A 13043-nucleotide genomic window follows, 5' to 3' on the forward strand; every position below is an offset into this window, starting at 1 on the left:
AGAAGGGAAAAATGATCAGTTATAGATGTGCGCGATAATACTAAAATTTCGGATGTGCTTAAGATTGTTCGACACTATAAACTCACACTTAAAAAGCGATTTGATATTAAGTAACTGTTGATAAGTCCACTACGGGGTGGGCAGAGCCTAATCTAGCGCTCAAACCAAGTAATAAATGACTTATAAACAGAACCTCAGGGTAAAATATGGCGCGCATTCTACCGAAATTAGGGAGTAGACTCCATTTATTTCCGTAGCCGCACACCATATCCTCGATTTTTACGTTAGGGCAACACAATCCCACGTTGCTTTAGAACACGCTCTACTGTATCGACAGTAGCTTGAGTATGTGCATCGATTTCCAGATTGACCAAATCCCCTGGCTGTAGAATACCAAACGTCGTCAAACGCAATGTTTCAGGAATCAGAGAGACTTCAATCCAGTCATCACCAATCGCACTGATGGTCAGACTAGCGCCATTGAGCCCCACATAACCTTTATCAAACAAGTAACGTCGTGCATCAACATCTGGATTATCTAGGTCCACGGCAAATCGGATGTGATAGCTTTCATCAATACGCTCAATGTGATCAACAGTCACCGTCGTCATAATATGACCAGACATAACGTGACCACCTACCTCATCGCCCATTCTAGCGGCTCGCTCAAAGTTCACTGCTACACCCGGCTTTAAGCGACCAATGTTGGTTAAATTTAAAGTCGTATCAATGACATCAAACGTTAAAATGTCTCCTTCTATTTTAGCTACAGTGAGACAAACTCCGTTAATCGCAACACTGGCACCAAGTTGCTGCTGTAGCATCATACCCTGCGGAAATTTAACTTCGAGAACACGATTACGACCATTCTCTTGACAGGAAACAACTTCCGCCATACCTTGGACTATACCAGTAAACATTTTTGGCCTCTCTATTGAATCTTTTGTAAGGTTGCACTGAATCTACAACGAATAAATGGGCGAGGTGAAGAATTAATATACTAAACCACCTTAAGCCTTATGCAACAAGGCTTTGAGGGAGTTATCAAACTATCTCTACATGGTTTATCCACAAGCTTCGGGGATAATCCTTACCTTATCGTTACATTTCACTAGAACTCTTTATGCGTCCTTTTTTATTAATCTTCAAGCTTAGTCTAACTGTATTTGTCGCCGTTACTGTTGGTTCGGCCAAAGCGGATACAGTTGCCTATCAACCTTTCATGTGGAAAGTCCAGCATCAAGGGGCAACTGTATTTCTTGTGGGTTCTATACATGCACTGACTCCCGACTTCTACCCTCTTCCTGCCGCTTATGAAGAAGCCTTTAAAAGCGCCGACCGCTTAGCGGTAGAACTAGACCCAGAGCAACTAGACCCCAATCAATCTGCTCGCTTAGTTCAATCAAAGATGTGTCTACCGAAAGACGTCACTATTGATCGTTACCTAGATGATACAAGGCTATCTGCACTGAAAGATTTTGCTAAAGCTAACCAGTCCGATTATGAGAGATTGCTGCATATCAGACCATGGATGCTAGTGGAACAATTGACCCAAGCTCAACTTAGAAACTCTGAGTATCAAGCGGAATACGGAATCGACCTACACTTTTTGCAGTTAGCAAAACAAAGAAAACTCCCAATTTTAGAAATCGAAACACTATCCCAGCAAATCAGTGCGATTGCCGACACTCCATTCCAAGCACAACTCGCCATGCTCAAAACCAGCCTAGATCAAATGGAAGATGAAGATTACATGGCTCAAATGACAGCCTATTGGCGCAAGGCTGACCCAGATGGACTATATCAATTTGTCTATCAAGACGTACTCGAAAACCCCAAATTGAAGCCCATGATGGAAGCTCTTCTCGACCACCGTAACCAACGCATGGCGGATGTCATAAGTATTTACTTAGGACAATCACCCAACCACTCTCAAACAACCTTTGTCGTCATCGGAGCATTACATTTGAGTGGTCCACAAAGCGTGATAAAAGAACTTGAGAAAAAAGGGTTTCACCCAATCCAATTGTTCAAATAGCAAAAGCCCTCATAATGAGGGCTTTTAGGTGAGAACGACTACGGATCAATTGGGCACATAAAATCAATCCTGTAAGAGGTCAATCATCTCCTGTGTCACCAGCACTATACCGTCTTCATTCCTGTAGAAACGTTTAGCATCCTCGATTGGATCCTCTCCAATAATAGTATTAGGTGGAATCTTTGTGTCAGAATCCACAACTACATTGGTTAACTGGCAATGCCTACCGATGTCACAACGAGGCAAAACAACGCACTTTTTAACATGCGAGTAAGAATTCACTCGCACATTATTAAATAAAATTGATTGCTCGACTGTCGAACCTGAAACAATGCACCCTGCAGACACTACAGAATTCAAGGCAGTACCTATACGCTCTTCATAATTGTAATTAAATTTTGCTGCTGGGCGCTGGTAGTGAGTCGTTCTTATAGGCCAAGACTCATCATATAAATCCAATTCTGGCACTAACTTAGTAAGGTCCATATTAGACTCCCAATAGGCAGTTAATGTACCCACATCTCGCCAGTATGGTTTTTCGGGATAACTATCATTTGGAATACAGCTGTTAGCAAAATGATGTGCTTTAATTTTTGAACGTCCCACAAAAAGCGGAATTAAATCTTTACCAAAATCATGACTTGAGTCACAGTCTTGAGCATCGTTCATGAGATTCTCTCTCAAGAATTTGGTGCTAAATATGTAGATCCCCATACTCGCGAGAGAAACATTTGGGTTTCCAGGCATAGTGGGCGGGTTAGAGGGTTTTTCTTCAAAGGCGATTATATTGTCGTTTTCATCAACATGCATAATGCCGAATTGGTCGGCTTCTTTAACCGGTACTTCAATGCATGCAACCGTAACATCAGCTTTATTCTCGATGTGCTCTTGCAACATTACACTGTAATCTTGGCGATAAACATGATCTCCAGCCAAGATTAAAATGTACTCACTATTCAGCTCATCAATCATTTTAAAGTTTTGGTACACAGCATCAGCAGTACCGCGATACCAATCCTCTCCAGTTTGCTGCTGTGCTGGCCATAACTCTATGAATTCATTGAAATCAGACCGCAAAAAGTTCCAGCCACGCTGAACATGCTGATTAAGCGTGTGAGAACGATATTGTGTTAACACAGCAATCTTTCTCATCCCTGAGTTGATGCAATTGGATAGTGGAAAATCTATTATTTTATACTTACCTGCAATCGGAACAGCAGGTTTAGAACGATGATTTGTGAGATGTTTCAGTCGTGACCCCCGCCCCCCCGCTAAGATTAGCGAGAGAGTACTCATACGCGCGGCATTTAAATCCATATTTCACCCTTACTTTTTTTTATCCGAGCCTCACACTACATTAGGCATTTATTAGGTATACTCTGGTCATATTACTAAATCAATACGAAAACTAAATTATGAAAGTCCTATTTGCTTCATCTGAAATTCACCCTTTAATTAAAACTGGCGGACTTGCGGATGTTGCAGGCGCACTTCCAATCGCTTTAAAAAAACAAGGTATTGATATCAAGTTAATTATGCCTGCATACAGCGGTATACTTGAAAAGTTACCCCCTATTAAAAATAGCTTAAATTTAGGTAACCCGTTTGCTGTAGGCGACTTAATCCTATTAGAAACTCATTTACCGGATTCTCACGTTCCAATTTATTTAGTTCAATGTCAAAGTCTGTTTGAACGTGACGGCGGACCTTATTTGGATCAAAGTGGCCATGATTTTGCTGATAACGATGTCCGCTTTGCTGCTTTTTCATGGGTTTGCGCTATGATCACGCAATACGGCAACCTAATGGGATGGCAACCAGATTTACTGCATCTAAACGATTGGCAAACAGGCTTTGCCGCTGCCTACTTAGCTTCCTGGCGCCTAGAACATCCACCGATCGTAACAACCGTTCACAACCTACGTTACAATGGCAGCTTTCCATTACATGACTTTGATCGTGTACGTCTATCAAGCGAACTGCTGAGCATTCATGGGATGGAGTTTTATGGACGCTACTCAGCCCTAAAAGCAGGGTTAGTGTTCGCAGATGCAATCACCACTGTAAGCCCAACTTATGCAAATGAAATTTTGACACCGACATACGGTGATGGTTTGGATGGAACGCTTCGAGCAATGAGTCATAAGCTCACCGGAATTCTTAATGGTGTTGATTACAATGAGTGGTCTCCAGCTTGCGATCCATACATCCATACCCATTATGACCTTCATACAATAGACTTTAAGCTTCAAAATAAGCTTGCTCTTCAAAGAGAGAATGGCCTTGATGAAAATGCACAGACGCCTATTTTTGGAGTGGTAAGTCGATTAACAGAGCAAAAAGGACTTGATCTAATTCCCAGCGCTATTGAGCTTGCCTTGGAGCAAGGCGCCATGTTTATTGTTCTTGGTTCTGGAGACAAAAACCTAGAGCAGCAATACCTGACACTACAGGAACGCTTTCCAAAACAGGTAAGTATCCGCATCGGCTATGACGAAGCGTACTCTCATCGCTTACAAGCAGGCATAGACATGCTTCTCATACCTTCACGGTTTGAGCCCTGCGGTCTAACACAACTTTATGCCCTTAAATATGGTACTTTGCCGATTGTGAGGAGTACTGGTGGACTGGCTGACACTGTTTTTGAAGTAGGCCCACATGCAAACGGCTTTGTGTTTGAAAACGCTAATTCGCAAGACTTAAAGGCAGCGATCACTCGTGCCCTTACTGTTTATGCCAACCTTAATGACTGGCGCACAAGGCAAATCCAAGCCATGTCGCAAGATCATAGCTGGGAAAAAGCCACTAACGCTTGGGTCAATCTCTACCAATCCGTTACAAAGAAATAACCAACATTCGAGCTAAATAGCAAAAAGGCTATTATGGGATCCATAATAGCCTTTTAAAGACAAATGAAAGCAGTTAAAGCTTACTAGAACTATTACGCCATTCAGTTAGAGCATCTACCAAAACCTGCTGTGGTACACCCTCATCTACTAACTCTCGAAGCGCTGTAGCAATCTTGCTCTTTACCTCGGGGGTATTACAAGGTGACATTTTTGAAATTGTCAAAAACAACCCTTCACTGCTTACCGATGGATCAACAGGTAAAACAACACCTTCCAGCCCCATGCGCTGCACATAAGCCATCGCAGGGTTTTTCTCGTACAGCACATAATCTGCACGCCCAGCTTCCAGCATAGAAAGCGCTTGCTCTAAACTCGCTACAGTCAGTAAGTTCAATTTCTGCTTGGCATATTCATCAAACTCTTGACCAAAGCTGTTATTAATAACAGTGACTCCCCAACGGCCTTCCAGATCTGGCCAGACACTGTAATTAAAGGGAGCGGACTCTGCTTGCCATACGACACTTTTAGTAAACATCATTGCTGGCGCGAAATATTCCATATAGTCGGCTCTTTCTGAGGTATAAAAAGCCCCCGCCATAAGATCTACTCGGCCACTACGAACTTCTTGCTGAGAACGAGACCAAGGACCGACATACACAGTTTCGATTGGAATATCTATTCGATCACTTAATTGCACCATTAAACTCGCCACAGCACCATGCAATAAATTGCTTTGCTCAACCTGCCAAAGAAAAGGGGGATATTCAGGGTTACCTGTCGCTTTTAGCGAGGAACAAGCGGCAGCCTCTTGAGCCGACGCCGAAGAAGCAAACAACCATAACGAAGAAAAGCAAACTATCGGTGTAAAAAAAGTTTTCACAGTGCCTTTTAAACTCAAAAATCGACCTATTGTAAGCACTTCACCACTCCACCAATTTATCCATACGCGACTAAACAAGAAAACTCATTAGCACGCAACAACGTCAACACAGAAAAGCACATATAACAAGGAAATACAAATTTGTATTTTACCCAAACGTTCAACCTTTAGAATGGCCAGAGACATGAAGTAGAGCTTTTAGGTTGTGTCCCCTCGATAAATGCCAGCTCAACTTTATCATCACAACGATCAGCCGCTAACTCAAACTCGTCTGACGTAACTTGATAGTAATTTGCCCCCGATGGGAGTGCTTTTGGCAACGATTGCTGAGGCAGTAATTTAGCAAAGTCAATCCAAACCCATTGCGCCCCGGAACTACCGGTAATATTCATTGGTGCATTATCATCCTGCCCCAACCAAACCGTACTTAAGTAATCATTTGTTATTGCAACAAACCAGCTGTCGCGCTGATCATTTGTAGTTCCTGTTTTTGCGGCAAAACGCAGCCCAGGAAGCTGGCCTTGAGCCGCTCGAGCTGTGCCTATTTCAGGCGATTTTGTCATACCTGCCAAGGTTACAGATAAAGCCTCTTTCGTATATGGCACCGAACCTGTTTGATCAAATCGTTTCAATACCTTCCCATTTTGATCCATCACCGATAACACTACACCTAATTCAGCAGCACTTCCTGTTGATGCAATCGGCTGATACAGTCTTGCTACTTCAAATGGGGAAAGCTCAATAGAACCCAATGCAACCGCGGGATACATAGTGAACGGGCGTTTCACACCTAAATCTCGAAGCGTTTGCGCTACACGCTCAAAGCCTAACTGACTTGCCAAGTCAATGGTTGCTAAATTGTAGGATTTCGCAAGTGCCTCATACATAGGCACTTTGCCATGACTGACTCTGTCGTAATTCTGTGGCTGCCATATGGCGTTGCCGACTTTGAACTGCTGGGGCTTGTCTTCTAGTTTATCCCACCATGTATAACGGCCCGAAGCGATGGCTGTTAAATAAATCGATGGTTTTACCAATGACCCTATCGGTCTAACGGCACCAAGCGCTCGATTGAAACCACTGTACAATTTATCTGAAGAGCCGACCACAGCTCTAACCTGTCCTGACAGTCGATCTGTCACCACCATGGCGCCCTGTAGGCCAAGCAACCCTTTTTTCTGTTTCTCTAGTTCACTAACACGGTTTTGCATGGCATGAAGCGCAGCCTTCTGAGCCCTAATATCAAGACCTGTGTAGATCTTTAAGTTCTCCGACGCTAAAGAAGACGCATCAAATTCACGCTCCAATTGCATGGCAACCAAATCCAGAAAATCACCGTACACTGATCGTCGTTTACCTTCTGGCGCCACTTTTAGCGGCAGTTTTTTTAGTGCATTCAGGTTACCTTGCGTCAGACGCCCTTGTTGATATAGCAGATCCAATACAACATTACGTCGTTGCATTGCTCTTTCAGGGTTACGACGAGGGTTATACAGTGATGGCCCTTTTACCATGCCAACTAACAAAGCCTGCTCGGCTAAGTTAAGCTCTTTTAATGGACGCCCATAAAAGAATTCACTGGCAGCAGCGAATCCATGCAAAGCACTGCTGCCCTCTTGAGCTAAATATACCTCATTGACATAAGCAGTAATGATTTCTTGCTTGCTGTATCGATACTCTAGCAGCAGCGCCATCAGAACTTCCGTAACTTTTCGAGAATAGGTTCGTTCAGACGATAGAAACATATTTTTGATTAACTGTTGCGTCAATGTAGAGCCACCTTGCCGACGGGCTCCAGATGTAGCATTGACCCACGCCGCACGAGCTATCCCCGTTAACGAGATACCATGATGCGTAAAAAAGTCACGGTCTTCAGTGATGGTTAATATATCAATCAGACTTTGAGGGATTTCCTCATAAACCAAGATATCTCTGTTCTCAGTGTTCCCACCATACAAATACCCAATTTTCTGCGGCTCCAGTACCGCAGTCCGATACCGCTTTCCAGAAATGTCTTGGATATTCAACACACCGCCTGAAAAAGAGAACACTCGCCTAGCAGCGGAGTGATAACCAGTATGATCCATATAATCACGAAGGTTGGCACTTACTTTTGTCTTACTCCGCGCGGCCCAGCCTACTTTTTGACTGTTTTTACCAAAGCGGTATCCGTAATCCAATAACACCTGCTCTAAGTCTTCTTTACGCCATGGCGCTCCATCCTTTAACACCAATGGTGCACTGTATACCTCAGAAGGCACTTGCCATTTCTGTCCTTCAAAACGAGATACGACTTGCTTATCTAACCACCATAGCCAGATACAAAATGGAATACTTGCCAATAAAAGTAATACCACTCCCCACTTAAGAACACGCCTAAAGAATGAAGGCCTTTGTTTACGCTTTGTTTTTCGGGAAGAAGGTTTTTTGGCAGTTTTAGAGGAGGATTTTTTAGTCATAGCGCGGAGTATAAAGCCCTAGAGATCGAACAGCAATTTCACGAAGCGCCCTCAACACTTTCTTTGCAAAACAGATACACTTTACGAGACAATTTCTTATATTTTCAGAGGTAAGCAATGCTGCCATTATCCAAAGAACAAGCTGTTCATTTAAAAGAACTCAACAATAATCAATGCTCACTATTGAAAGTAGGCATCTTGGAAGTGATGGCTATTTGCTACTTAGATACACTGTATATTTATGAGAATACCTGTCCTCATCAAAACAAAGCGCTCATTTGCCCTTCTAGCTCTTGCTTTGACGAAACCTTTTCCTTGATTGAGTGTCAATCACATGGCGCACAATTTTTACCTATGAACGGCTTGTGTGTTGCAGGGCCTTGTATTGGTAAACAACTCGTTGGTTACCATTTGAAACAATTTAAGAACACCTACTATTTGCAGAAAAAACTGAGCTAAGAGACACTTTTAGCATTAAAAAAACAATAGAATTTTACAGCTTATGAATAATTTTGAACGAGATATACAAACAGCATTAATTGGCATCATCTCCGGCCTCAAACATGCAATGAGATACGCGATGAGCTGCAGCGACATCCCTTTGTCGCCTTTGTATTTTATTATTTTAAAGATGATCCACGATTATCCAAACTGCACTCCGATGCTGATTGCTCATCGCTGTGGAAGAGATAAAGGTCAGGTCACTCGTTTGGTTAAGGAGCTCGAAGCACAAGCCATGGTAGAGAGACTACCAAACCCTGAAGATAAGAGAAGCTTTTTCTTACAATTAACAGAACAAGGAAAAGCATGCTTTGGAACGTTAGAACGTTACGATATCGATGCGTTAGAGGCCATGACTCAAGGGTTAACAGATGAGCAACTGCAGCATTTTTTAGATATTGCCAACATTATGAGCGAGAACTTAAGTCAATATCAGAAATCTAGTCCCTGATCTCTAAGGCTAATTGATCCAAGAAGGATCGCATGAATTGAGAGCGGCGCTGTGCTTCCTGACGACCGCTTAATGTTTGAAACGTACTTTCTAAATTCAGGAGCTTTTTGTAAAAATGATCTATTGTATACAACAGATCATTTGGCTCACGCTCTTGGCAAAAAGGGTCAATTAGCTCATACAAACTGCGATTTAAACGGCCACCTACCATCATACACCGAGCAACGCCAATGGCTCCAAGTGCATCGAGACGATCCGCATCCTGTACAATTTTTGCTTCTAACGTTCTCGGTGTGACTTGAGCACTGAAACTGTGTGTGACAATGGCATGTTGAATCGCACTGACTTCTGGAGCAGCAAAACCTAACTCTTTTAGTAGAGGCTCAGCTTCTGAGGCGGAATGAAAAGACGCTTGGGCTCGATTAGGGTCATCTTTAGCGTAGTTAACCAAATCATGTAACCATGCCGCAGTACTGACGATTTTGATGTCCGCATCTTCTTTAATGGCTAAACACTTAGCCTGCTTGACCACTCGCTGTATATGAGAGATGTCATGAGCGCTGTCTTGCGCCATAAAACTCAAAACAAATTCTCTACAAGCCTCTTCTATCTCATTCAAATGCACGCTTTTCCTCTCATTCTTTATCACTGTTCCATTGATAGTACCACTGCGGAACCTGATCTGCAGGCATGGGAGGGGAGATATAAAATCCTTGCCCTAAATGACAACCAAGGGATATCAGTCGAGCTTCATGCTCTGGCGTCTCCACCCCTTCTGCAATCACCTGTAAGGAAAAAGCATCTGCAAAACCTATTACACCTTTAATAATCGCAAAATCGCTAGAATCATCCAACATATCACGGACAAAGCCATGGTCAATTTTTAACATATCTACTGATAACTCTTTTAGATGGCTCAGTGTGGAATAGCCCGTTCCAAAGTCATCAAGCGACATTTTAATCCCCATTTCTTTACAGGCTTCAATCACACCAGAAACGGTCGCCAAGTCCTCAATAGCGCTGGTTTCTAGAATTTCTAACTCAAGCCCTCTGGTAACAGACGGTGGATACTGCTGAATAAGCGTCCTTAACTCAGGAATAAAATCAGGTTGCTGAAGCTGATAACCCGCAAGATTCACACTGACACCTTGGTCGATTCCTTGATCTAACCAAGCCTGCATTTGATTTAAGGCCTCTTGTATTACCCAAAAACCTACTTTTAATTCAAGTGACTGATTAGTCATTGCTGGTAGAAATGAAGCTGGTGGTAGTACCCCTTGCGTCGGATGCTGCCAACGAATCAGTGCCTCAAAACCAATTACATCTCGTGTTTGCATATTGATTTTGGGTTGATAATACAAGCAAAACTGATTTTGATCGTAGGCATCTTGCAGCTCTTCGTAGAATCGATGTTGCTCTACGAGTATATCCTCTTGGCTTGAATCAAATGCCTTAAGTCGATTTCGCCCACTAATTTTGGCCTGATACATGGCTTGATCCGCCTGTCGTATAAGCTGATCCGCCTCAATCATACGCCTCTGAGGGTAGTAGGTTACTCCGATACTGGCGCTAATATGTAAAGTTACACCCGACACTTTAAATGGGTCGGAAAGAGCAACCAGAAGCCTCCTCAGCTTTTCCTCTACCTCACTAGTGTCATCTAGGATTGGAAGCAACAATACGAATTCGTCACCACCAAAACGAGAGACAATAGACTCATCACCTAATGTGGTACGCATACGCTTTGCGACATTGACCAGGAGAAGATCCCCAGTCTCATGCCCAAATGTATCGTTTACTTCTTTAAAGCCATCCAGGTCCAAAAAAGACAGCGCAAACTTGGTTCCATATAAAGCAGAGTTATGGATCTTAATATCTAGTGAGTGCGTTAAATTTGTGCGATTCGGCAACCCCGTTAATGCATCAAAGTAGGCAATGTGCTCAAGTTGCTCTTCATTTTTCTTTTGACGCGTGATATCTGAAAATAGTGAAATGTAGTGACTCACATCCCCCTCAGAATCATTCACAGACACAACGGTTAAATTCTGCGCATAAATACTTCCATCCTTGCGTTTATTCCATATTTCCCCCTCCCAGAATCCAGCACTTAGAATCTGCTGCCACATTTCTTGGTAGAACTCTTTACTTTGGCGACCTGAGTTCAGTATTCGAGGGTTTTGACCCAGTATCTCATTACGCTTATAGCCAGTGATTCTCGAAAACGCAGCATTCACATCCAAAATGCTACCGTTAGGGTTTGTTATAGCAATACCTTCCCGTGCGTTAGCAAACACACTAGCCCACAGCTCCAACTGCTCTTCATTTAGATGACGTTTAGTAATATCAGAATGCGCACCCACTAAAAGAGTCACCTCTCCCAGATCATTACGAAGCGCTTGTATGCGATCTTCTACCCAAATCCAATCTTCATCTCGCACTAGGCGATATGAAAACACCAATGTTCCTTGAAAGCCATTTGCGCGCCATTTACGGAATGTCGCCAAGGTATGCTCTAAATCTTCATAGTGAATAGCGTTTTGCCACCAGTTATGAGTTTTTCGTACGTCCTTAGCGTATTTATGATAGAGCTGAAAACAATTACTGCTGACATAGGTGATCTGATAATGCTCTGGGTCAAGAGAATAGATGACGGCAGGGCTACTGCTTAACAAGCGGTCTAATTGTTGATTGCTTTCACTTAGCATGGCTTGAGCAAGCTTTTCTTTTCGAACTAGCCGCGTGAGGTGTTGATTTTGTCTGTAGGTATGCCAAGAAAGATAAATAAGGGCAAGGACAACAACACAGGTTAATAAAAAGTAAAAGGCGTATTCCTTAAACAAATCAACCCAACTTAGTTGCTTATTCTCATATGGGGATAAGCTCAATTCAGTTAACACCTCCTCCACTGGCATATAACTTAAAGACGGAACAAATCCATATATTCCATATTTTTTAGAGCTTACTCCCCCTGCGGTCAGCGATAGAAGCGCGTTACTAATTGCTCGCGCGACTTCTGATGACACCTTAGCATTCGCCACAAACCCCCATTCCGGGTAAAGGCGAGTGGATACGACAAAAGGATATCCGGAAAGGCTCTGGGCGTTCAGCACCCTAACATCATTCATATTAAGTTGCTTTTGCTCAACAAGACGCTCAATGACTCCGGTACGAACAAAACCTACTTCTTGCTTGCCCTCTAATACAGCTTTAACCACTTGCTCCGGTGTTTCGTACAACACTAGGTCTTGCCTTGCAGGATAAGAGTATCCTAATGATTTCAGCTCATATATTTGAGCAATATAGTTCTCTAGGTAGCTTGGAGATGTCGCCGCTACAGAAGACTGAGAGATGTTTTCAAGTCCAACATTCTTTACTTCACGACGTGTAAAGATCACACCACCCAACAAGCTCGTTGAGGTGTCTTGATAGCCTCGCCTCAACGTAGCTAAATTCCCTCCTAATAACCCTGCACTTCTAAATTGAAGAAAGTGAACTGGGTCCAGAAGGGCAAAGTCAAATGCCCCTTGAGCAACACTTTGATCCAAATGTTCAGCATCAGTAACGGTCAAGTCAAAATCGTAATGTTCAAGTTGTCCTGACATCTCTTCTAAGATGGATTTGTATAATAAGACGGTGGTTACGTCTGCATTGTAAGAGAGTATCGTTAGAGACAGTGTTTCTTTGCTAGCATAGGCACAAGATGACAGGCAAATACACACAACACCGAAAAACCGTAAAAACATTCCTTTATCACCTGAGAATCAATTCAAGCACGTCATACGCTCTATTTATAATTCGATAATTAACCATTCATCGTACTCGCCAGTGTTCCCTAAGAAATACACAAACGCAAGCAATGGACTCA

General features: G+C 42.9%; 10 protein-coding genes. 4 read left to right on the forward strand and 6 right to left on the reverse strand.

Going from position 1 to position 13043, the window contains the following annotated elements; genetic code table 11:
* Positions 1 to 284: 284 nt before the first annotated feature.
* Positions 285 to 920 carry a riboflavin synthase subunit alpha gene (locus tag JHD44_RS08850; protein ID WP_199462398.1) on the reverse strand — a complete coding sequence of 212 codons (636 nt, stop codon included), beginning with the start codon at positions 918 to 920 and terminating at the stop codon, positions 285 to 287.
* A 203-nt stretch (positions 921 to 1123) separates the two neighbouring features.
* Here JHD44_RS08850 and JHD44_RS08855 point away from each other — a divergent pair, with 203 nt between their 5' ends.
* Positions 1124 to 2038, forward strand: coding sequence for a TraB/GumN family protein (locus tag JHD44_RS08855; RefSeq protein ID WP_199462399.1), 915 nt, complete (start codon positions 1124 to 1126; stop codon positions 2036 to 2038).
* Between the two features lie 63 nt (positions 2039 to 2101).
* Here JHD44_RS08855 and glgC read toward each other — a convergent pair whose 3' ends face one another.
* Positions 2102 to 3355: a glucose-1-phosphate adenylyltransferase gene (glgC, locus tag JHD44_RS08860; protein WP_199462400.1), complete on the reverse strand. Its 1254-nt coding sequence runs from the start codon at positions 3353 to 3355 to the stop codon at positions 2102 to 2104.
* Between the two features lie 98 nt (positions 3356 to 3453).
* On the opposite strand from glgC, the gene glgA reads away from it, so the two are divergent.
* On the forward strand, positions 3454 to 4887 hold the full coding sequence (gene glgA, locus JHD44_RS08865) for a glycogen synthase GlgA (RefSeq protein WP_199462401.1): 1434 nt from the start codon (positions 3454 to 3456) through the stop codon (positions 4885 to 4887).
* 73 nt (positions 4888 to 4960) lie between these two features.
* On the opposite strand, the gene JHD44_RS08870 is transcribed toward glgA, so the two are convergent.
* Entirely contained in the window at positions 4961 to 5767 is an 807-nt protein-coding gene (locus JHD44_RS08870; RefSeq protein ID WP_199462402.1) for a substrate-binding periplasmic protein, read from the reverse strand.
* A gap of 167 nt (positions 5768 to 5934) precedes the next feature.
* Entirely contained in the window at positions 5935 to 8124 is a 2190-nt protein-coding gene (gene mrcB, locus JHD44_RS08875; protein ID WP_325097070.1) for a penicillin-binding protein 1B, read from the reverse strand.
* A gap of 219 nt (positions 8125 to 8343) precedes the next feature.
* Here mrcB and JHD44_RS08880 point away from each other — a divergent pair, with 219 nt between their 5' ends.
* Both JHD44_RS08880 and JHD44_RS08885 read left to right on the forward strand, forming a co-directional pair.
* Positions 8344 to 8685, forward strand: coding sequence for a Rieske (2Fe-2S) protein (locus tag JHD44_RS08880; protein WP_199462404.1), 342 nt, complete (start codon positions 8344 to 8346; stop codon positions 8683 to 8685).
* A gap of 43 nt (positions 8686 to 8728) precedes the next feature.
* Complete coding sequence (locus tag JHD44_RS08885; protein ID WP_199462405.1) at positions 8729 to 9178, forward strand: MarR family winged helix-turn-helix transcriptional regulator; 450 nt, start codon at positions 8729 to 8731, stop codon at positions 9176 to 9178.
* Here the strand turns inward: JHD44_RS08885 and JHD44_RS08890 are convergent.
* Positions 9168 to 9803, reverse strand: coding sequence for an HD domain-containing protein (locus JHD44_RS08890; protein ID WP_325097073.1), 636 nt, complete (start codon positions 9801 to 9803; stop codon positions 9168 to 9170). The genes JHD44_RS08885 and JHD44_RS08890 overlap by 11 nt on opposite strands.
* A 10-nt stretch (positions 9804 to 9813) precedes the next feature.
* On the reverse strand, positions 9814 to 12921 hold the full coding sequence (locus JHD44_RS08895; protein ID WP_199462406.1) for an EAL domain-containing protein: 3108 nt from the start codon (positions 12919 to 12921) through the stop codon (positions 9814 to 9816).
* Positions 12922 to 13043: the final 122 nt, after the last annotated feature.

It is taken from the genome of Marinomonas ostreistagni (genome assembly GCF_016461785.1).
Lineage (GTDB): Bacteria > Pseudomonadota > Gammaproteobacteria > Pseudomonadales > Marinomonadaceae > Marinomonas > Marinomonas ostreistagni_A.

Coding starts and splice junctions, on each gene's coding strand:
- JHD44_RS08850 (WP_199462398.1), bottom strand. CDS start 920: ATGTTTACTGGTATAGTCCAAGGTATGGCGGAAGTTGTTTCCTGTCAA.
- JHD44_RS08855 (WP_199462399.1), top strand. CDS start 1,124: ATGCGTCCTTTTTTATTAATCTTCAAGCTTAGTCTAACTGTATTTGTC.
- glgC (WP_199462400.1), bottom strand. CDS start 3,355: ATGGATTTAAATGCCGCGCGTATGAGTACTCTCTCGCTAATCTTAGCG.
- glgA (WP_199462401.1), top strand. CDS start 3,454: ATGAAAGTCCTATTTGCTTCATCTGAAATTCACCCTTTAATTAAAACT.
- JHD44_RS08880 (WP_199462404.1), top strand. CDS start 8,344: ATGCTGCCATTATCCAAAGAACAAGCTGTTCATTTAAAAGAACTCAAC.
- JHD44_RS08885 (WP_199462405.1), top strand. CDS start 8,729: ATGAATAATTTTGAACGAGATATACAAACAGCATTAATTGGCATCATC.
- JHD44_RS08895 (WP_199462406.1), bottom strand. CDS start 12,921: ATGTTTTTACGGTTTTTCGGTGTTGTGTGTATTTGCCTGTCATCTTGT.